The 20,668-nt window shown below is 70.4% G+C and carries 19 protein-coding genes, 1 tRNA gene and 1 pseudogene; 5 read left to right on the forward strand and 16 right to left on the reverse strand.

What is annotated here, in order from left to right:
- Positions 1–76 precede the first annotated feature (76 nt).
- Complete coding sequence (locus tag PKE79_RS11960) at positions 77–1,678, reverse strand: recombinase family protein (protein ID WP_271173921.1); 1,602 nt, start codon at positions 1,676–1,678, stop codon at positions 77–79.
- Positions 1,679–1,707: 29 nt separating this feature from the next.
- Here PKE79_RS11960 and PKE79_RS11965 point away from each other — a divergent pair.
- Positions 1,708–1,992: pseudogene (locus PKE79_RS11965) on the forward strand (AMP-binding enzyme); the annotation flags it as partial.
- 51 nt (positions 1,993–2,043) lie between these two features.
- Here the strand turns inward: PKE79_RS11965 and PKE79_RS11970 are convergent.
- Both PKE79_RS11970 and sp36 read right to left on the reverse strand, forming a co-directional pair.
- Entirely contained in the window at positions 2,044–2,511 is a 468-nt protein-coding gene (locus PKE79_RS11970; RefSeq protein WP_271173922.1) for a RidA family protein, read from the reverse strand.
- Positions 2,508–2,732 carry a Sp36 family protein gene (sp36, locus tag PKE79_RS11975; protein WP_271173923.1) on the reverse strand — a complete coding sequence of 75 codons (225 nt, stop codon included), beginning with the start codon at positions 2,730–2,732 and terminating at the stop codon, positions 2,508–2,510. Before sp36 ends, PKE79_RS11970 begins: the two co-directional genes overlap by 4 nt.
- Before the next feature lie 99 nt (positions 2,733–2,831).
- Here sp36 and PKE79_RS11980 point away from each other — a divergent pair, with 99 nt between their 5' ends.
- Together PKE79_RS11980 and PKE79_RS11985 are read left to right on the forward strand one after the other, a co-directional pair.
- Positions 2,832–5,441, forward strand: coding sequence for a transglycosylase domain-containing protein (locus PKE79_RS11980; RefSeq protein WP_271173924.1), 2,610 nt, complete (start codon positions 2,832–2,834; stop codon positions 5,439–5,441).
- Entirely contained in the window at positions 5,441–6,358 is a 918-nt protein-coding gene (locus PKE79_RS11985; RefSeq protein WP_271173925.1) for a metallophosphoesterase, read from the forward strand. The genes PKE79_RS11980 and PKE79_RS11985 overlap by 1 nt, the downstream gene beginning before the upstream one ends.
- On the opposite strand, the gene PKE79_RS11990 is transcribed toward PKE79_RS11985, so the two are convergent.
- Positions 6,359–6,742: a Pr6Pr family membrane protein gene (locus PKE79_RS11990; RefSeq protein ID WP_271173926.1), complete on the reverse strand. Its 384-nt coding sequence runs from the start codon at positions 6,740–6,742 to the stop codon at positions 6,359–6,361. It abuts the gene before it with no gap.
- Positions 6,743–6,941: 199 nt separating this feature from the next.
- On the opposite strand from PKE79_RS11990, the gene PKE79_RS11995 reads away from it, so the two are divergent.
- Positions 6,942–7,018 (forward strand) — tRNA-Pro (locus tag PKE79_RS11995).
- Between the two features lie 64 nt (positions 7,019–7,082).
- On the opposite strand, the gene PKE79_RS12000 is transcribed toward PKE79_RS11995, so the two are convergent.
- Positions 7,083–7,235 carry a hypothetical protein gene (locus PKE79_RS12000; protein WP_271173927.1) on the reverse strand — a complete coding sequence of 51 codons (153 nt, stop codon included), beginning with the start codon at positions 7,233–7,235 and terminating at the stop codon, positions 7,083–7,085.
- A 156-nt stretch (positions 7,236–7,391) separates the two neighbouring features.
- On the opposite strand from PKE79_RS12000, the gene PKE79_RS12005 reads away from it, so the two are divergent.
- Positions 7,392–8,159, forward strand: coding sequence for an HAD-IIB family hydrolase (locus PKE79_RS12005; protein WP_271173928.1), 768 nt, complete (start codon positions 7,392–7,394; stop codon positions 8,157–8,159).
- Between the two features lie 62 nt (positions 8,160–8,221).
- Here the strand turns inward: PKE79_RS12005 and galE are convergent, their stop codons facing one another.
- From galE to aceB, 11 genes are all read right to left on the reverse strand, one after another.
- The gene (gene galE / locus PKE79_RS12010; protein ID WP_271173929.1) at positions 8,222–9,241 is read right to left on the reverse strand and encodes a UDP-glucose 4-epimerase GalE; all 1,020 of its coding nucleotides are present in this window, start codon (positions 9,239–9,241) and stop codon (positions 8,222–8,224) included.
- A 42-nt stretch (positions 9,242–9,283) separates the two neighbouring features.
- Entirely contained in the window at positions 9,284–9,946 is a 663-nt protein-coding gene (locus tag PKE79_RS12015) for a thymidine kinase (protein ID WP_271173930.1), read from the reverse strand.
- A gap of 180 nt (positions 9,947–10,126) precedes the next feature.
- Positions 10,127–10,579 (reverse strand): NUDIX hydrolase, encoded by a 453-nt coding sequence (locus PKE79_RS12020; RefSeq protein ID WP_271173931.1) that lies wholly within the window; start codon positions 10,577–10,579, stop codon positions 10,127–10,129.
- Positions 10,580–10,621: 42 nt separating this feature from the next.
- Positions 10,622–12,016: an allantoinase AllB gene (gene allB, locus PKE79_RS12025; RefSeq protein ID WP_271173932.1), complete on the reverse strand. Its 1,395-nt coding sequence runs from the start codon at positions 12,014–12,016 to the stop codon at positions 10,622–10,624.
- A gap of 26 nt (positions 12,017–12,042) precedes the next feature.
- Positions 12,043–13,176 (reverse strand): glycerate kinase, encoded by a 1,134-nt coding sequence (locus tag PKE79_RS12030; protein WP_271173933.1) that lies wholly within the window; start codon positions 13,174–13,176, stop codon positions 12,043–12,045.
- 22 nt (positions 13,177–13,198) lie between these two features.
- Entirely contained in the window at positions 13,199–14,995 is a 1,797-nt protein-coding gene (gcl, locus tag PKE79_RS12035) for a glyoxylate carboligase (protein WP_271173934.1), read from the reverse strand.
- Between the two features lie 68 nt (positions 14,996–15,063).
- Entirely contained in the window at positions 15,064–15,951 is an 888-nt protein-coding gene (locus tag PKE79_RS12040; RefSeq protein WP_271173935.1) for a 2-hydroxy-3-oxopropionate reductase, read from the reverse strand.
- Between the two features lie 37 nt (positions 15,952–15,988).
- A complete protein-coding gene (locus PKE79_RS12045; RefSeq protein WP_271173936.1) occupies positions 15,989–16,783 on the reverse strand; it encodes a hydroxypyruvate isomerase family protein in 795 nt (264 codons plus the stop codon).
- Between the two features lie 157 nt (positions 16,784–16,940).
- Entirely contained in the window at positions 16,941–17,768 is an 828-nt protein-coding gene (locus PKE79_RS12050) for a bifunctional allantoicase/(S)-ureidoglycine aminohydrolase (protein WP_271173937.1), read from the reverse strand.
- Positions 17,769–17,777: 9 nt separating this feature from the next.
- Positions 17,778–19,055, reverse strand: a complete 1,278-nt coding sequence (locus PKE79_RS12055) for a DUF6986 family protein (protein WP_271173938.1) — start codon at positions 19,053–19,055, stop codon at positions 17,778–17,780.
- The gene (gene aceB, locus PKE79_RS12060; protein ID WP_271173939.1) at positions 19,052–20,653 is read right to left on the reverse strand and encodes a malate synthase A; all 1,602 of its coding nucleotides are present in this window, start codon (positions 20,651–20,653) and stop codon (positions 19,052–19,054) included. The genes PKE79_RS12055 and aceB overlap by 4 nt, the downstream gene beginning before the upstream one ends.
- Positions 20,654–20,668 lie beyond the last annotated feature (15 nt).

Below are 20,668 nucleotides of genomic sequence, written 5' to 3' on the forward strand. Positions count from 1 at the left end.
GTGAGCGCGCCTAGGCTGCGATCTCAGCCCGTCCTAGCCAGCCTTCGACAGTGTGTGCATGGGGCGAGGAGGCGGGCTAGGACAGGCTCCTGTCGAGGAGATGACCCGGAAGCTCGAAGGGCGTCTCGACGGCTTCCTCTGCCGTCAGTCCGTTGTATTCGTAGTGGGGTTCCTTCCACACGATAGAGACGCGCTTCTCGACGGCGGCCTGTCGGGCTACCTCTGGAGTGTTCCCGCCGTAGGCCTTGGTCCCCTTCGAGATCACTACGAAGTCGATCTCCTCCCGGAGCGACTGCTGCCGTTCCTCAAAGCTCCGCTCCAGCTTGCCGGTGAACCAGCCGACAGCATCTTCGATGGTGGCTACTCGATTCGGTCGTGCGAGCTGTTCGGCGCGGAACGCTGCGCGATCTCGCTCCAGCTCGTCTCGCTCCTTGATGAGCCGTTGCACCTCGGGGAAGACCAACCGACGGTCGAGCTCGTCGCGGTTGTAGGCAGCCATCAGCTCAGCGATCTTGTCGGTGACCGCCCGAAGCCGTGCCTCCTGCGGCCAGACCTTCTTCTCCTGAGGCTGCTCATTGGGAACGCCGTAGATCGCCTTATCGAGGAGATAGCGGAGCACCACACGCTCGATGTAGTGCTCGACTCGCTCAGCCGAAATCCCCATGTGGGTTGTGCCGCTGCCGGTGCAGGTATAGCTGCTGGGCCGTTTCCCCGTCTTGTCCTGCATGGCCCCGTAGAGCCGCCGGCCACAGAGCCCGCACTGGAGGAGGCCTTGGAGGAGCCACTTACCCTCGCGCTGACCCCTCCTACTGCGCTCCTCAAGCTTCGCTATTGCGGCCTCACGCTCCTCCAGGCTGATGATGGGTTCCCAGCTCCCCATGACCAGTTGGCCGTCGGGATCGTAGAGGGGTTGCCCCTGGTAGACCCGGACTCCGGCGCTCCGCCATCCGAGGAGCACTCGCCGGAGGGGCGTCCACTTCCATTCCTTTCCATCCGTCGTCTTGATCCCCTGCTGGTTCCACTTGCGGCAGATGGCGGTGATCGAGGCTCCGCCGATGATCTCTTGGACGGCTTCCCGGATCGCGGCGGCTTCCTCGGTCCGATGGGTCACCTGGTCATCCTCGAAGCCGAAGGGCCGACGGTGTTGCTTCGCTGGCTCCCCTCGCATCGCCTTTTGAAGGTTCTTCCGCTGTAGCCGCTCAGCGAGCCGCTCAACCTCGCCCGCATCCACTCCGGCCTTGAGCCGAGCCGTCATTCGGCCATCTGCCGTAGACAGATCGTCATTGCCCGAGACGACGGTATTGACGATTACTCCTTTGCCCTTGCCGAACTTTGCCTCGGTCTCCTTGAAGAGGTCGATGAGCTCTTCAAGCTCGCGGGGTCGCCGGGTGATCCTGGAGTTGGAGTAGGCCAGGATGCGACCAAAGGTTCCAGCGCGGGCCTCAGCCAGCATCTTCAGATAGTCCTCACGGACCTTGCGCTTCGAGGACTGATCCGAGGCGCCGATGTCATTGTCGGAGTAGATGTGGTAGATCGTCAGCCCGAGCTGCTTCGCGAGCGCTCTGCAGTCATCCTCCTGGCGCTGGACGCCCAGCTCGTCGCCTTCGCGGTCATCGCTGATCCGGGTGTAGATCGCGCAGAGCTGTTCGCGGGGCACGGTTTCCTGGCTCGCATCCATGCATCCACATCGTAATGCATGATTTGTCAACCACGCGCCAGGCGGTCGTCGCGTTCGTGATCCTGAAGGAGAGCTACCTCAAGGAGCACGGCCCGGATGGTCTCGCGCAGCAGCTGCGCGCATGGGTCGGCGAGCAGATCGGCCCGATCGCGCGTCCGCGCGACGTGTACATCGTCGGCGAGCTGCCGAAGACCCGCTCGGGCAAGATCATGCGCCGTCTGCTGCGCGACGTGGCCGAGGGACGCGAGGTCGGCGACACGACGACACTGGCCGACACCGCCGTGATGAGCGTGATCTCCGCCCAGGTGCGGTAGGACGACGACAGAGGCCGGGCCCCGCGGGGCCCGGCCTCTGTCGTCGTCCTGTCAGGCGAAGAGGAACGCCACCTCGACCTCGACGGGAGCGTCGAGCGGCAGCACCGAGACGCCGACCGCGGAGCGCGAGTGCCGTCCGGCCTCACCGAAGATCTCGCCCAGCACCTCGCTCGCGCCGTTGATGACACCGGGCTGGCCGGTGAAGGCCGGCGCCGATGCGACGAACCCGGTCACCTTGAGCACGCCGGTGATGCGGTCGAGTCCCCCGACCGCGTCCGCCGCGGCGGCGAGCGCGTTCAGCGCGCAGATGCGGGCGAGCGCCTTCGCGTCGTCGGCGGCGACGAGGCCCTCGCCGTCGCCGACCTTGCCCGTGTGCGGGAGCGAGCCCGAGACCATCGGCAGCTGACCCGACGTCTGGACGACGTCGCCGTGCACCTTCGCGGGGATGTAGGCGGCCACGGGGGCGACGACGCCCGGGAGCTCGATGCCGAGCTCGGCGAGCCGCGCGCTGACCGTCACTGGGCGCCGCCCTCGAACTGCTTCGCCGCCTCGGCCGCGGCGCCGAGGCCCGCGTTCGACGGCCCCGCCTCGGTCAGCGGCCGCTTCAGGTAGGCGACGAGGCCGCCCTCGGGGCCCTGCACGACCTGCACGAGCTCCCAGCCCTGCTTGCCCCAGTTGTTGAGGATGGCCGCCGTGTTGTGGATGAGCAGCGGCGTGGTGAGGTACTCCCACGTGGTCATGGAACTCCTGTCGTTCGAGCGTGTGCGGCGCTGGGAATGCGGTCCGAGGACCATGGCCGAAGGCGGGGATGTTCAGGGAACTCCCCTACGATCAAGCCTATGCCCGGAGCGAAAAGGACTGCGAGCGGTGTTCTCGGCGGTGTGCTCGGCCTCGTCGGCCTGAGCGCGATCGCCGGAGTGCTCGTCACCGCCACCGTCACCCCCGCGATCGCCGTCGCCGGCTCGGCCGCGTCGAGCGCGATCACGATGTTCGACAAGCTGCCCGCGTATCTCGAGGTGGATACGCCGATGCTGCCGACCACGATCTACGCGAAGGGAAATGACGGCAAGGACTTCGTCCTGACGTCGTTCTACGACCAGAACCGCATCCCGGTCGCGTACGACGAGGTCTCGCAGACGATGTACGACGCGCTCCTCTCCAGTGAGGACCCGCGCTACTACGAGCACGGCGGCATCGACCTCATCGGCACGACGCGGGCCCTGCTCAACAACTTCCAGGGCGGCGACACCCAGGGCGGCTCCTCGATCAGCCAGCAGTACGTCAAGAACGTGCTCATCCAGAAGTGCGAGCAGGAAGCGCCCTTCAACTCGCAGGAGCAGCTCGACTGCTACAACGACGCGATCACCGCGACGGGCGTCGAGGGCTACGAGCGCAAGCTCCAGGAGATGCGCTACGCGATCTCGATCGAGCAGGAGTACTCGAAGGACGACATCCTCATCGGGTACCTCAACATCGCCAACTTCGGCGGTCAGACGTACGGCATCGAGGCCGCTGCGCAGTACTACTTCAACACGACGGCCGCGAAGCTGACGCTGAACCAGGCCGCAACGCTCGCCGGGATGGTGCAGAACCCCAACCGCTACCGCATCGATCTGCCGGAGGGCTCCTACACGGACAAGGAAGGCGTCGCCCGAAATTCAGCGGAGGACGGCTACAAGTCGACCCGTGACCGGCGCGACTACGTGCTCTGGCGTCTCCTCCAGGATGGCAAGATCACGCAGGAGCAGTACGACACAACGCTCGAAGAGCCGATCGAACCGAACATCAACCCGCGTGAGACCGGATGCAGCGCCGCCGGCGGTTCCGCGTACTTCTGCAAGTACGTGCAGCAGACGATCCTCACCGACCCAGCCTTCGGCGAGACCGACGAGGAGCGCTGGGAGACGCTGCGACGCGGCGGGCTCAAGGTCTACACGACCCTCGACTTCAACATCCAGATGCCCGCCGAGGCGGCGATGAAGGCCACTGCTGCGTCGCACATCGACGGGATCGAGTTCGGCGCCGCGGCCGTGACGGTCGAGCCGAGCACGGGCAGGATCCTGGCGATGGCCCAGAACACGAACTTCTCCGAGGACGAGAAGGTCGTCTCGACGCAGCCGGGTTACTCCTCGCTCGTCTACGCGGCAGACAGCGCGCACGGCTCCGCCAACGGATTCCCGGTCGGATCGACATACAAGCTCTTCACGCTCATCGACTGGCTCGAGAAGGGCCGTTCGATCAACGAGGTGCTGAACGGCAACAACCGCGTCTTCCAGTACAAGTGCGACGGCGTCCAGCAGTACAACACGTCGAAGATCGGCAACTTCGCCAACGGCAACGGCTACACGGGGACGGTCACCCGCTTCACGAGGGACTCGCTCAACTCGGGCTTCCTCGCGATGGCCGAGCAGCTCGACGTCTGCGAGATCAACCGCGTCGCCGAGCGCTTCGGAGTGACCCTGGGCAACGGCGGATCGGTCACCGACGAGAACGTGCTCTACGACGTCCTCGGCTCGAAGGCCATCGCGCCCATCGACATGGCGTCGGCCTACGCGACGATCGCCAACAACGGCGTGCGCTGCGAGCCGCACGCGATCGATCGGATCACCGACATCGACGACAAGGAAGTGCCGGTCCCCGAGACAGGCTGCGAGCCGGTCATCGAGCCCAATATCGCCGCGACGGCGGCCGAGGCGCTCAAGTCGGTCATGAACGGCGGAACGGGTGCGGCAGCGAACCCCGGCGACGGCACCGAGCTCATCGGCAAGACCGGAACGCACGAGAACGTCTCGACAATGATGATCGAGTCGTCCACGGCCGCCACGACGGCCGTCTGGGTCGGCAACACCCGGGGGCTCACGGATCTCCGCACGATCTGGAGCAACGGGATCAACGGCAACAACGTCCGCTATGAGCTCGCCCGCCCGATCCAGGCCGCGGCCAACGCGCATTACCCCGGCGGCGCGTTCCCGACGCCGGACCCGAACCTGACGCGTCGCGTGCTCGTCGACCTCCCGGACGTCACGGGCAAGTCGATCGACGAGGCCACGAGCATCCTCCGCGGTGCCGGCTTCGGTGTCACGGTCGGCGAGACCGTCCCGGGCGACCAGCCCGAGGGCACGATCCAGCGTCAGGACCCGGGCGCGGGTCAGGCCGCTGGCGGCACCAACGTCACGATCTTCCCGAGCGATGGCAAGGCGTCGTCTGTTCCCGATGTATCGGGCATGTCGGTGCAGGCCGCATTCGCGGCGATCACCGGCGCAGGCTTCGACAACGTCGAGCGTGGCAGCTGCTCCGAGAACTCCGACGCCGGCAGCGGCAAGGTAACCGGGACCGACCCCGAAGCAGGAACGGTCGCCGATCCGAACACCGTGATCCGCGTGAACTACGAGGCCAAGAGCTGCGGCGGCGGAGGCGACGACAAGAAGAACGACAAGGACGACGACTAGTGGCGTCGCGTCCTGGTGTCGCGGCCCTCGGCGCCCTCGCGGGCGCGGGGGCCGCGGCCGCCGTCTGGGGCATCGGCATCGAGCGGCACCTCTTCACCGTGCGCCACCACACCGTGCGCGTGCTCGAGCCGGGGGCGACTCCCCTGCGGGTCCTGCACGTCTCGGACGCCCACATGGCGCCGTGGCAGCGGGGCAAGCAGGAGTGGATGGCTAAGCTCGCATCGCTGCGCCCCGATCTCGTCGTCAACACCGGTGACAATCTCGGGCACCGCGAAGGCCTGGCCGGCATCCGCCGGGCGTTCGAGCCGTTCGCCGGCGTCCCCGGTGTCTTCGTGCACGGGTCCAACGACCTGTACGAGCCGTCTCCGCGCAACCCCCTGCGCTACGTCCTCGGGCCATCCGAGCGGGCCACGACCGCGCCGAAGCTCGACACCGCGGCCCTCGACGCGTTCTTCGCCGACGAGCTCGGCTGGACGAGCCTCAACAACGCGGCCGCCACTCTGGACGTGCGCGGCACGGCCGTGAAGCTGTTCGGTGTGAGCGACGCGCATCACGACCTCGATGACCTCGATGCGCTCCCTGCGCATGTCGCGGCGCTGCCATCCGCTCCGGTCTCGATCGGCGTGACCCACGCCCCGTACCGACGCGTCCTCGATGCTTTCACGGAGCTCGGCGCCGACGTCCTCATCGCGGGTCACACGCACGGCGGCCAGGTGCGCGTGCCGTTCTACGGCGCCCTCGTCTCCAACTGCGACCTTCCGCCGAAGCAGGCGCGGGGGCTGTCGAGCTGGACGCACGACGGCCGGACCGTGCCGCTCAACGTGAGCGCGGGCCTCGGGCACTCGATCTACTCCCCCGTGCGCTTCGCGTGCCCGCCGGAGGTCTCGCTGCTCACGCTCGCGCCGCGCGCCCGCTGATCAGCCCGCGCGGCGCGCGCCTGAGTCGGTTCCGCGAGGGATCCGGCTCATCCCCCACACGAGCGCGCCCGCGGCTGTCAGCGCGACCAGCAGCCCGACGACGTGCGCCACGAGGGAGCCCGCGCCGCGCTCCGGCAGCAGGAACCCGTACGGAACCCATCCGTCGACCGCACCGCGCACGAGGACGACGGCGAGCCAGAGTACCGGGTACGGGAAGACGACCCACAGCTCGCGCCACGAGAGCCTCGGACGATCCGGCGCGACGAGCCAATCGACGAGGGCGAGAGCCGGGAAGACGATGTGGAGGGGGCAGGTGCGCGGTTCCCGCGTTTCGCGGCGAATCGGGCCGGCTTGGACGCAGAACGCGGCAGGTGCCGTCGGCATCTGCCGCGGATCGGGGCGAACGGGCCAGCAGTCGCCGCGAATCGCGACGACCAGCGTCGACACCCGCCCGGCCCGAGGCACAGGACCGCCGCCATCCGCACCCCGGTCCTCCTCGGGGCGGCGCCGAAGCCGCGGCACTCCCGGGGACACGCCGGATTCGGCTCACCGCGTCGGATCGGGTAGAGTAGACGGGTTGCCACGGGGTGTGGCGCAGCTTGGTAGCGCGCGTCGTTCGGGACGACGAGGCCGCAGGTTCAAATCCTGTCACCCCGACCACACGAGAAGGGCCGGTTCCATCGGAACCGGCCCTTCTGCTGTCCCATCGGCCTCGGGTGGCGCGTCAGGCGCGCCGACCGCCCGGGCGCCGCGGCACCGCCGTGCGCCGGCGCGTGCGGCCGACGACGAAGGCGCTGATCAGCACGAGCAGACCCCCGGCGGCCGACGCGGCGAGCGCGACGATCGACGCGATGTGGGCCATCTCATCGGCACTCATGCCTCTCCCCTTCCGTCCGCGGATCCCTCCCCTGCTCATGAGACGCGCGAGCGGCCGTTTCATTACGCGGGTCGACCGGGACCATCCCTCCCCGCGTTCTCAGGGCGTGTCGCGTAGGCTTGTCCGGTTCGTGCCCCATCCGACATCCGGAGAGACATGCCTGCCACGCCCCGCCTCGTCGCCTTCGACCTCGACGACACCCTCGCTCCCTCGAAGTCGCCCATCGAGCCGCGGATCGGCGAGTTGCTCATCGCGCTCGCGGAGCGTGTCGAGGTCGCGATCATCTCGGGCGGGCAGATCCAGCAGTTCCGCATGCAGGTCGTCGACCGACTCCCCGAGGCTCCCGAGGCGCTCTCGCACATCCACCTCCTGCCGACGTGCGGCACCCAGTACTTCCGCCACACGGGCGACGACTTCTCGGCGGTGTACGCGCGCGAGCTCACCGACGACGAGAAGCGCCGCGCCCTCGCCGCGGTCGAGGAGGAGGCCAAGCGCCTCGGCTTCTGGGAGACGCAGACCTGGGGCCCGATCCTCGAGGACCGCGGCTCGCAGATCACGTTCTCGGCCCTCGGCCAGGAGGCGCCCGTCGACGCCAAGAAGGCGTGGGACCCGACGAGCGAGAAGAAGTCCGCGCTGCGCGACGCCGTCGCCGCGCGCGTGCCCGACCTCGAGGTGCGCTCGGGCGGCTCGACCTCGGTCGACATCACCCGCAAGGGCATCGACAAGGCCTACGGCATGCGCCAGCTCGCCGAGGAGACCGGCATCGACCTCGACGACATGCTCTTCTACGGCGACCGGCTCGACGCCGACGGCAACGACTACCCCGTCCTCGCGATGGGCGTCGCGTGCGTCTCGGTGACGGGCTGGGAGGACACCGTCGAGAAGCTCGAGGAGCTCATCCCGGCGCTCCCCGTGCGCGTCTGAGCGCCCGCCATACGACGAAACGGCCTCCGGATCATCCGGAGGCCGTTTCGTCGTCTGGCGCGTCAGCTGGCGTAGCCGCGCGGGTTCTTCTGCTGCCAGTTCCAGACGCTCGACGTCATGTCGTCGATGCCGAAGCGCGCCTTCCATCCGAGCTCCGACTCGGCCTTCGCCGGGTCGCAGTACGTCGCGGCCATGTCGCCCGGGCGTCGCGGCGCGATCACCTTGGGCAGCTCGCGGCCGACGGCCTTCTCGAACGACGCGATGAGCTCGAGCACGCTCACGGGGCGGCCCGTGCCGAGGTTGTAGCTCGCGAGCCCGGGCTGCGCCTTCTCGAGCGCCGCGACGTGCCCCTCGGCGAGGTCGACGACGTGGATGTAGTCGCGCAGGCCCGTGCCATCCGGGGTGTCGTAGTCGTCGCCGAAGACGTTGATCTCGGGCAGCGAGCCGACGGCCACGCGTGCGACGAACGGCATGAGGTTGTTGGGGATGCCCTGCGGGTCCTCGCCGATGAGACCGGACTCGTGCGCGCCGACCGGGTTGAAGTAGCGCAGCAGCGTGACGTTGAGCTCGGGGTTCACCTTCTGCACGTCAGCGAGGATGACCTCGTTGATGAGCTTGCTCTTCGAGTACGGGTTCGAGAGCTCGACGAGGTCGCGCGTGCCCGTCTCGCGGAACGGCAGGTCGGCCGGGTTCGAGTAGACGGTCCCCGTGGAGGAGAAGACGAACGAGCGGATGCCGTTGGCGAGCCCCACGCGGAGCAGCGCGAACGTCGAGTCGAGGTTGTTCGCGTAGTACTCGAGCGGCTTCTGGGTCGACTCGCCGACCGCCTTGTGCGCGGCGAAGTGGATGATCGCCTCGAACGGCCCGTGCTCGGCGAACGCCGCCCCCACGACCTCGTCGTCGGCCGCGTCGCCCACGACGAGCGCCACGGGCGTCCCCGTGATCTGCTCGATGCGCGAGGCGACGACGTCGCTCGTGTTGTCGAGGTTGTCGAGCAGCACGACCTCGTGGCCGGCTTCGACGAGCGCCACCGCAGTGTGCGCACCGATGTATCCGGCTCCGCCGGCAAGGAGTACTCGCATGCCCTCAGGCTACGGCTCCGGCCATGTTGACGTCAACATGCATCATGCAGGCGTGAGCACGCCGCCGGACTCCTCGAGGTAGCAGACGCCGCACAGCGACTCGTAGGTCACGAAGTGCTCGTCGCGCACGGCGGCGCCCTCGGCGTCGATGGCCACCTGGTCCCCGTCGAAAACGAACCGTCCTGCGACCTTGCGGCCGTTGAAGAGCGCCTTCCGGCCGCAGCGGCAGATCGTCTTCAGCTCCTCGAGGGCGTGGGCGATCTCGAGGAGTCGCCGCGAGCCAGGGAACGCCTGGGTGCGGAAGTCGGTGCGGATGCCGTACGCCATCACCGGGATGTCCTCGAGCACCGCGATGCGGAACACCTGGTCGACCTGCGCGGGCGTGAGGAACTGCGCCTCGTCGATGAGCAGGCACGCGACGTCGCGCGGACGGTCTCCTGCGAACAGGGCGCGGCTCGCCTCGCGGCGGACGTGCTCGCGGTGACGCGCGAAGAGCTCGCCGGCATCGTCATCCGCATCGATGAGGAAGTCGACCGTGCGGGTGACGCCGAGGCGCGACTCGATCTGGTCGGCGCCCTTCGTGTCGATCGCGGGCTTGGCGAGGAGGACGGCCTGCCCGCGCTCCTCGTAGTTGTACGCGGCCTGCAGGAGGGCGGTGGACTTGCCCGAGTTCATCGCCCCGTAGCGGAAGTAGAGTTTGGCCACCGGACGAGTGTAGTCGGCGGGCGGTCAGAGCCTCGCTCGGCGGGCTGCCGGCGCCCTGTTCGGCGGGCTGCCGCCCCGCGCGGCGGCCTCCCGCCATCCAGACCAGCGCCCGTCGCCGAGACCAGTGCGGGGAACGCCAGTCTCGACGACCGACGCTAGTCTCGCGAAGGAGGTGGGCGGTCAGAGCACGGCGAGGCGGGCGAACACGTGCTCGCGGTTGAGCGGCGCCTGCGACGGATCGTCGACCGCCTCGACCGGGACGACCCACCGGAGCTCGTCGATCTCGGCCTGCACGACCGGCTCGACCGGAGTCCTGGTGGTGAACACGGTCGCGAGCAGCGCGTGATCGGCTTCGTTGGCCGCACGGGTCGCGAAGGTGCCCAGCAGGCGCAGTTCGGCGGGCGCGATCTCCAGCCCGAGCTCCTCGCGCACCTCGCGGATGGCCGTGTCGACCGCGCTCTCCCCCGCCTCCGGCTTCCCGCCCGGCAGCATGAACGCGCGCGTGCCGCGCTTGCGCACGGTCAGCACCGCGCCATCCGCTCGTAGGAAGGCGATCGCGGCGACGGTGATCCGCGGGGCGGACGACGCCGTCGCCGAGGAGGGTCGGATGGCGGCTGCGGGGTTCACGGGCACGTCGAGCCATGTTAGCCGCAGCCGCCATCCGGCGGCCGTGCGTCAGTCGATCATGCCGCGGCGGAGGAGCTGGCCCCGCGGGGTGCTGCCGTCGACGACCTGACCGCGCAGGTACGTGCGGCGCACGAGACCCGAGAGCGCGCGACCCGCGTACGGCGTGATCGGGTTCTTGTGGTGGAGCTTCGCGACGTCGACGACGTACGCGTCGTCGTCGGCGAACACCGCGAAGTCGGCGTCGTAGCCGGGCGCGATGCGGCCCTTGCCGGTGAGTCCCGCGAACTGCGCCGGCCGGTCGCTCATCCACGACACCACGGTCTCGAAGTCGATGCCGCGGTGACGCGCCTCGGTCCACACGAGCGACAGCCCCAGCTGCAGCGAGGAGACGCCGCCCCATGCCACCGCGAAGTCGCCGTTCTCGAGGTCCTTCAGGTCGAGCGTCGACGGGGAGTGGTCCGAGACGATGAAGTCGATCGTGCCGTCCTGCAGGCCCTCCCAGAGCAGCTCGCGGTTGCCGGCCTCGCGGATCGGCGGGCAGCACTTGTACTGCGTGCCGCCCGTCGGGATCTCCTCGGCGGTGAGGGTCAGGTAGTGCGGGCAGGTCTCGACCGTGAGCCGCACGCCGTCGCGCTTCGCCGAGCGGATCATCGGCAGCGCGTCGGACGACGACAGGTGCAGGATGTGCGCACGCGCCCCCGTCCAGCGGGCGCGCTCGATGACCTCGGCGATCGCGATGTTCTCGGCGCCGCGGGGGCGCGAGGCGAGGAACTTCGCGTAGTCGTCGCCCTCGGGCGAGGGCGCGCGGTCGATGGCGCGCGAGTCCTCGGCGTGCACGAGCATGACGGAGTCGAACGACGCGAGCTCGCGCATGTCGTGCTCCATCTCGTCGGCGTCCAGCGGCGGGAACTCGTCGACGCCCGAGTGCAGCAGGAAGCACTTGAACCCGAAGACGCCGTCGTCGTGGAGGTCGCGCAGGGACGACGTGTTGCCGGGCACGGCGCCGCCCCAGAAGCCCACGTCGACGTGCACCTGGTCGCGCGCGACGGCGCGCTTCTCCTCGAGGGCCGGCACGTCGATCGTCGGCGGGATGCTGTTGAGCGGCATGTCGATGATCGTCGTCACGCCTCCTGCGGCCGCGGCGCGGGTCGCGGATGCGAAGCCCTCCCACTCGGTCCGGCCGGGCTCGTTGACGTGCACGTGGGTGTCGACGAGGCCCGGGATGAGGGTCTCCCCCGCTGCCAGCTCGACGACCTCGTCGCCCTCGAGCGCGTTCCCGAGCGGCTGGAGCGCCACGATCCGGCCATCCCGCACGCCCACCTCGCGCGGGCGCACGCCCGAGGTCGTGAGCACCCGCTCGCCCCGGATCACGAGGTCGTAGCGCTCGCGGGGAAGCGTCGAGGCGGCTGTCGACTCTGCACTGTGTTCGGTCTGCGACGACATCGTCGCTCCTTTCGAATGGTCTCTCATCAGTTTCGCGGAACGGCCGCGAGATGCTGCGCGGCGATGTCGCGGCCGATCGCGCGCAGGTGGATGGCGGCGTCGCGGATGCTCGCCGCCGCGTCGACGGCGCGGTCGCTCGTCGCGTAGCACGCGGCGAACCCCGCCTCCCGCCAGCGCTCCTCGCCGAGGAGCGACCGGCCGCACACGGCGACGGCGGGCACCCCCGCGGCCGCCGCCGTGCGCGCGACGCCCAGCGGCGTCTTCCCCCCGAGGCTCTGCTCGTCGAGCGAGCCCTCACCCGTCACGACGAGGTCCGCCCCCCGCAGACGGTCGGCGAGACGGGTGAGGTCGAGCACGACGTCGACGCCCGCACGGCGTCGAGCGCGCAGCGCCGCGAGAGCGCCGAAGCCGACGCCGCCGGCCGCGCCCGCACCGGGCAGGTCGCGGGCAGCGACGCCCGATGCGGCCTCGAGGGCGTCGGCGAACACCGCGAGCGCGGCGTCGAGGGTCTCGACGTCGGCGGGCGATGCGCCCTTCTGCGGCCCGAAGACGCGCGCCGCACCGCGCGCCCCGAGCAGCGGATGGTCGACATCGCTCGCGAGGACGACCTCCGCGCCGACGAGCCGGGGATCGAGCCCCGACAGGTCGACGCGGCGGACGCGCGCGAGCGCTGCACCGCCATCCGGCACCTCGCGCCCCTCCTCGTCGAGGAGGCGCGCACCGAGGGCCGCGAGCATGCCCGCTCCCCCGTCGGTGGAGGCCGATCCCCCGACCGCGAGCACGAGCCGGCGTGCACCGCGGCCGAGGGCGGCCCGGATCAGGTCGCCCGTGCCGCGCGACGACGCCCTCAGCGCGTCGCGCTCGGCATCGGGCACGAGCTCGAGGCCCGAGGCCGTCGCCATCTCGATGACGGCGAGGTCGTCGCGCTGCGCCCACGTCGCCGCGACCGGGTCGCCGAGGGGCCCGGACGCGACCGCCCCGTGCCGGGCGAACCCGTTGGCGACCGCCGCGTCCACCGTGCCCTCGCCGCCGTCGGCGACCGGCGCGAGGTCGATCTCCGCGTCGGGGAGCTCGTCGCGCAGGCCGTCGGCGACGGCCTGCGCGACCTGCTCCGCGCTGAGCGACCCCTTGAACTTGTCGGGGGCGATGACGATGCGCACGCGCGTCCTCCGGGCGTCCTGCTCAGGCCGTGACGGCGGCCGGACGCAGCGGGATGGTCGCGGTCGGCGCGTCCTCGGGGCCCTCGGCGAGGTCCTCGAACTCGTTGATCGCGTCGATGCCCGCTGCGCCCATCGAGATGTTGGTGACGCGCTCGAGGATGACCTCGACCACGACCGGCACCTGGTGCTCCTCCATGAGCTTCTTCGCCTGCTCGAACGCGCCCGCGAGGTCGCCCGCCTCGCGCACGCGGATCGCCTTGCAGCCGAGGCCCTCGGCCACCTTGACGTGGTCCACGCCGTAGCCCTCGGTCTCGGGGCTGTTGACGTTGTCGAACGCGAGCGACACGTGGTAGTCCATGTCGAACGCGCGCTGCGCCTGGCGGATGAGGCCCAGGTAGGAGTTGTTCACGAGCACGTGGATGTAGGGCAGCTTGAACTGCGCGCCCACCGCGAGCTCCTCGATGAGGAACTGGAAGTCGTAGTCGCCCGACAGCGCGACGACGGTCTTCGTCGGGTCGGCGGTCACGACGCCGAGCGCCGCGGGCAGCGTCCAGCCGAGGGGTCCGGCCTGACCGCAGTTGATCCAGTGGCGCGGGCGGTACACGTGGAGCAGCTGCGCGCCGGCGATCTGCGACAGGCCGATCGTCGAGACGTAGCGGACGTCGCGGCCGAACGCGGCGTTCATCTCCTGGTACACGCGCTGCGGCTTGATCGGCACGTTGTCGAAGTGCGTCTTGCGCTGCAGCGTCGCCTTGCGCTCCTGCGTCTCGGCGACCCAGGCCGACCGGTCGCGGAGCGACCCGGCCGCCTTGCGCTCGCGGACGAGCTCGAGCAGTCCGCGGATCGCGGCACCCGCGTCCGACACGATGCCGAGGTCGGGCGCGAACACGCGGCCGATCTGCGTGGGCTCGATGTCGATGTGGACGAAGCGGCGGCCCGCACGGTAGACGTCGAGGGCACCCGTGTGGCGGTTCGCCCAGCGGTTGCCGATGCCGATCACGGCGTCGGAGGCGAGCAGGTTCTCGTTGCCGTAGCGGTGCTGGGTCTGCAGGCCCACCATCCCCGCGTGCAGGGCGTGGTCGTCGGGGATGACGCCCCAGCCCATGAGGGTCGGGATGACGGGAAGGCCGAGCTCCTCGGCGAGCGCGACGAAGTCGTCCGACGCGTCGGCGCTGATGATGCCGCCGCCCGCGACGAGCACGGGCCTCTCGGACGACTCGATGAGGTCGAGCACGGCTTCGAGCTGGCCGCGGGTGGCCTCGGGGCGCGCGATCGGCAGCGGCTCGTACAGGTCGATGTCGAACTCGATCTCGGTGAGCTGCACGTCGATCGGGAGGTCGATGAGCACGGGGCCGGGACGGCCCGAGCGCATGAGGTGGAACGCCTGCTGGAAGACGCCGGGCACCTGGCCGGCCTCGAGCACGGTCTTCGCCATCTTCGTCACGGGAGCCGCGATCGAGGCGATGTCGACCGCCTGGAAGTCCTCCTTGTCGAGCTTGGCGACCGGCGCCTGACCCGTGATGCAGAGGATCGGGATGGAGTCGGCGGATGCCGAGTACAGGCCCGTGATCATGTCGGTGCCGGCGGGGCCCGACGTTCCGATGCAGATGCCGATGTTGCCCGGCTCGGCACGGGTGTACCCCTCGGCCATGTGGCTCGCCGCCTCGACGTGGCGGGCGAGCACGTGGCGGATGCCGCCGTGGGCGCGCATGGCGGAGTAGAAGGGGTTGATGGCGGCACCCGGCAGGCCGAAGGCCTGCGTGGCGCCCTCCTTCTCGAGGATGAGCACTGCCGCGTCCACGGCGCGCATCTTGGTCATGATGGTCTCCTGATGGTCTTGTCGCCGCGGGGGCCGAGGCCGCTTCCGCTGCGGGAGGTGGGGTGGGGCTACGCCTTGCTCGCGCGGCCGGAGAGCTCCTCGACGAGGAGGAGGAGGCCCGAGTGGTCGAGCGACCCGTAGCCCTTCTGACGAGCGGCGCCCATGAGCTGGGCGGTGAGGGCGCCGAGCGGGATGTGGACGCCGGCTTCACGGGCGGCGCTCGTGACGATGCCCATGTCCTTGTGGTGGAGGTCGATGCGGAAGCCCGGCTCGAACTCGCGCTTGATCATCGACGCGGCCTTGCGATCGAGGATCCGGTTGCCGGCGAGTCCGCCTGCGAGCACCTCGACGGCGCTCGTCGTGTCGACGCCGTACGCCTCGAGGAAGACGAGGGCCTCGGCGACGAGCTCGATCGTGCCGGCGACGATGAGCTGGTTGGCCGCCTTGACCGTCTGGCCCGAGCCGGCGGGACCGACGCGGACGATCGTCTTGCCGACCGCCTCGAGCACGGGGCGGACCTCCTCGACGACGGCCTCGTCGCCGCCGATCATGATCGAGAGCACGCCCTCGATCGCCCCGGCCTCTCCGCCGGACACGGGCGCGTCGAGCGCGCGCAGGCCGGCCTCGGCGGCGGCCTCCGCGAGTCGCGCCGAGACGTCGGGCCGGATGCTCGAGAAGTCGATCCAGACGGCGCCCTTCTGCGCGTGGGCGAACACGCCCTCCGAGCCGCCTACGACGGCCTCGACGTCGGCCGAGTCGGGCACCATCGTGGCGACGATGTCGGCGCCGGCGACGGCCTCCGCGATCGACGCGGCACCGGTGCCGCCCGCCTCGACGAGTGCGTCGACGGCGCCCCGGCTGCGGTTGAAGCCCACGACGTCGTGGCCGGCCGAGATGAGGTTCTTCGCCATGGGGAGGCCCATGATGCCGAGTCCGATGAACGCGATCCTGGTCATGATCTGCCTTTCCGAGATGTCTGTGCGGGGGAAGCGGTCAGCTGCGGGCGGCCGCGGCGTCGAGCCAGGCGAACGGGGCGTCGCCCGTGGCCTTGTACTCGAGCCCGATCGGGCCGTCGTAGCCGAGCTCGCGGCTGCGGTCGATCCACTGCTGCAGGGGCAGGTCGCCCGTGCCGGGCTCGCCGCGCCCGGGGGCGTCGGCGATCTGGATGTGGCCGAAGCGCGCCGCGTGCGCCTCGATCACCGCAGCGACGTCGTCGCCGTTGACCGCGAGGTGGTAGAAGTCGGCGAGCAGGCGCACCTCGCCGGCGCTCGCCGGGACGCGGGCGATCACGTCGAGCGCGTCCTGCGCCGTGCGCAGCGGGTAGCGGTCGGCGCCCGAGACGGGCTCGAGCAGCACCGTGCCGCCGATGCGGGCGACGGCGGTCGCCGCGGCGGCGAGGTTCTCGGCGCCGAGCGCGTCCTGCTCCTCGGGCGTCGCGTCGTCCTGGCGGAGGCCGTACAGCGCATTGAAGGCGCGCGTGCCGAGACGCTCGCCGATGCGGGTCACGACGTCGAGGTTGTCGCGGAACTCCTGCGAGCGCGCGGGCCACGAGACGAGGCCGCGGTCGCCGGCGGGCATGTCGCCCACGAAGAAGTTGAGCCCCGTGAGCTGCACGCCGGCGTCCTCGATCGCGCGGACGAAGGCGTCGACCTCGTCCTGCGCGGGCACGGCCTCGGCGAACGGCCACCAGAACTCGACGGCGTCGAAGCCCGCGGCCTTCGCGGCGGCAGGGCGCTCGGCGATCGGCAGCTCGGTGAGGAGGATCGAGCAGTTCACCGTGTACGTCATCGGACCGGCCTTTCTAGTTTCATAATCCGGAAGATTAGTTCTGATATGTGAAATCTACCGGATGGTCCCGGCGCACGTCAACCCGCAGTCGCCGGCGTCCGGACACAACGATGGCCGGGAACCGCCCCAACGAGGTCCCCGGCCATCGCGCCGCGAGTCAGAGGGTGATCTGACGGTTCACGTCCTTGTAGAGCAGGTACCGGAACACCCCGGGACCGCCCGCGTAGCAGGCCTGCGGGCAGAACGCCCGCAGGGAGAAGTAGTCGCCCGGCTGCAGCTCGACCCAGTCGTCGTTGAGCCGGTAGACCGCGTTGCCCTCGAGGACGAAGATGCCGTGCTCCATGACGTGCGTCTCGAGGAACGGGATCTTCGCACCGGGCTCGAACGTCACGACCGTGATGTGGAAGTCGTAGGCGAGGTCCTCGACGTCGAACAGCCGCGTCGTCCGCCAGGCGCCGTCCGTGCCGGGCATCGGCGCCGGCTCGATCTGCTGCTCGTTCCCCGCGAACGCGCGGGGCTCGAGTCCCTCGACGCGCTCGTAGCGCTTGCGGAACCAGTGGAATTGGGCCGTCTGGCCGCCGTCGTTGCGCAGCGACCAGCGCGCGGCCGGGGGGATGTACGCGAAGCCGCCCGGCGTGAGCTCGTGGCGCTCGCCGTCGATCTCGACCGACACCGACCCGGTGAGGACGAAGACGAAGCCCTCGACCTCGGCCTGGGGCTCGGGCCCGTCGGACCCTCCACCGGGCTCGACCTCGAGCACGAGCTGCGCGAAGGTCGTCGCACCCGATGCGACGGGGCGGTTGAGGATCCAGGCGCGGGTGCCGCGCCATTCGGGCAGCACGCTCGCGACGATGTCGCGCATGACGCTGCGCGGGATGACGGTGTACGCCTCCGTGACGATCGCGGCCGACCCGAGGGAGTCGGTCTGCGGCGGCAGTGTCGGGTCGATCGTCGCGTAGTCGTAGGTGGGGGTGGTGATGGGCATGGGGTCCTCTCAGGCGCGGCGGGGGTGGGCCAGGGCGACGAGCGCCTGCTCGTCGATGCCCACGCGCTCGCGCAGCTCTTCGGAAGTGACGGCTCCGGACTGGACGCCGCGGACGAGGAATCCGGCGAGCGCTCGCGCGGTCGCGGGCTCGTCGAGGAAGCCGCCCGAGTTCTGCTCGACGTAGTCGCGCAGACGCGTGGCGACGCCGCCCAGGCCGTCGCGGAAGAACGCGTAGCTGGCGATGAAGCGGCTCGGCAGGTGCGCGGGATGCAGATCCCACCCCTGGTAGTACGCGCGCTCGAGCGAGCGGCGGACGAGCCGCGCGTGCAGACGCCACGCGTCGCGCACGCGCTCGGGGTCGCCCGTCGGCACGACGTTCGTCGAGCCGTCGCTGAGGCGGACGCCCGTGCCGGCCACCGCGACCTGCATCACGGCCTTCGCGTGATCCGCTGCCGGATGCTCCATCGACTGGTACGCCGCGGAGACCCCGAGCGATGCGGAGTAGTCGTACGTGCCGTAGTGGAGGCCGGTGATCCTCCCCTTGCCGGCGTGGATCAGGGTCGCGACGGGCGCGGTGCCGTCGGCGGCGAGGATGAGCTGCGGGGTCTCCACCTGCACCTCGAATCCGAGGCGGCCGGGGACGAGCCCCAGGCGCTCCTCGATGCGCTCGAGGAGCGAGACCATCGTGCGCACCTGGTCGACCGTCGTCACCTTGGGCAGCGTGAGGACGAGCCCCTCGGGGAGCTCGCCGCGCGCCGCGAGGGTCGTCAGGAACAGGTCGAGCGTGCGGATGCCGCGGCGCCGCGTCGGGGCCTCGAAGCACTTGAAGCGGATGCCCGCGAACGGCGGCGCCGTGCCGGCAGCGACGTCCTCGGCGAGCGCCTCCGCCGCGGCGACCACGGCGGCGTCCTCCTGCTCGTCGCCGCGGTCACCGAAGCCGTCCTCGAAGTCGATCCGGAGATCCTCGATCGGCTCGGTGCGCAGCTTCGCCGAGACGCGCTCGACGATGACCTCGGCCTCCGCGTCTCCGACGAGGTCGGACACGACGGCGCGGAGCCCTCCAGAGGCCTCGACGGCGTCGAGCGCCGCGGCACCCCACTCCCCCGCGACCCCGGGCCGGTAGAGGTGGCCGGGGACGTAGACGGTGTGGATCGGCTGACGCGCGCCCGTGTCGCCGGGATAGCTCTCGACGAGCAGCCGATCGGTCTCGGCGAGCGCGGCGTCGGCCTCGGCGTAGTCCGACTCGCCGAGCGATCCGGCCACCTCGACCGCACGAGCGGCCGTCATCGTGCCACGACCTCGTCGTAGGCGCCGTTGGTCAGGAAGTCGGCGTACTCCTCGGAGAGCACGATGTCGCGCACGAGCCGCGAGGCCGGCAGGTAGAGCCGCTCGAAGTCGTCGCCGGGCACCTCGCCGCGCAGGCGCTCGACCTCCTCGTCCAGGATGCGCTCGACGAGATCGCGCGTGACGGTCTCGCCCGAGTCGAGCGTGACGCCGTTCCGGATCTGCTGCCACACCTGCGAGCGGGAGATCTCGGCGGTCGCGGCGTCCTCCATGAGGTTGTGGATCGCGACCGCGCCGTTGCCCCCGAGCCAGGCCGCCGTGTACGCGACCGCGACGTAGAGGTTGAGGCGGAGGCCGTCGAGCGTCGCCGTGCCGCCCGCCGAGCGGACGTCGAGGAGCTCGGGGCCCTCGATGCGCACGTCGGGGCGCTGGCGGTCGATCTGGTTCGGCCGCTCGCCGAGCACCTCGTCGAACACCTCGCGGCACACGGGCACGAGGTCGGGGTGCGCGACCCACGAGCCGTCGAAGCCGTCGTTCGCCTCGCGCAGCTTGTCGGCGCGGACCTTCGCGATGGCCTGCTCGGTCACCTCGGGCTCGCGGCGGTTCGGGATGAAGGCGGCCATGCCGCCCATCGCGAACGCGCCGCGCTTGTGGCACGTCTGCACGAGCAGCTCGGTGTACGCGCGCATGAAGGGCGCCGTCATCTGCACCTGCGCGCGGTCGGGCAGGGTGAACGCCTCCCCCGCGTCGCGGAAGTTCTTGATGATGCTGAACAGGTAGTCCCAGCGCCCGGCGTTGAGACCCGACGCGTGCGGTCGCAGCTCGTAGAGGATCTCGTCCATCTCGAACGCGGCCGTGATCGTCTCGATGAGCACCGTGGCGCGGATGGTGCCGGGCTCGATCCCGAGGGCGTCCTCGGCGTACGTGAAGACGTCGTTCCACAGGCGCGCCTCGAGGTGGCTCTCCATCTTCGGGAGGTAGTAGAACGGCCCCTGCCCTGCGTCGGCGAGGATGCGGGCGTTGTGGAAGAAGTGGAGTCCGAAGTCGACGAGCGCGCCGACCGCGCTCTCGCCGTCCCAGCGCACGTTGTGCTCCGGCAGGTGCCACCCGCGGGGGCGGACCACGACGACCGCGAGCGGCGCGTCCGTCCGCAGCGCGTACGCACGGCCGTCGGGAGCGGTGTAGGAGAGCGAGCCGCGGGCGGCGTCCTTCAGGTTGACCTGCGCGTCGACGACGTTGTGCCACGTCGGCGCCGACGCGTCCTCGAGGTCGGCGAGCCACACCTTGGCCCCCGAGTTGAGGGCGTTGATCGCCATCTTCGCGGGGCTCGCGGGGCCCGTGATCTCGACGCGGCGGTCGCGGATGGCGGCGGGCGGCTCGGGCACGCGCCAGTCGCCGGCGCGCACGTCGGCGGTCTCCGGCAGGAAGCCGAGGGTGTGCGTGCGGGCGATCTCGTCGCGTCGCTCGCGGCGGCGGTCGAGCAGCTGCGGCACGCGCGCGGCGAAGCGCTCGTGGAGCGCGTTGACGAAGGCGAGCGCCTCGGGGGTGAGGATCTCCTCGGCGCGCGCGACCGGCGCCGGATCGGTGATCTGGATCGACATGATGGTGCTCCTCTC

The organism is Microbacterium barkeri (genome assembly GCF_027921765.1).
GTDB classification, from domain to species: domain Bacteria; phylum Actinomycetota; class Actinomycetes; order Actinomycetales; family Microbacteriaceae; genus Microbacterium; species Microbacterium barkeri.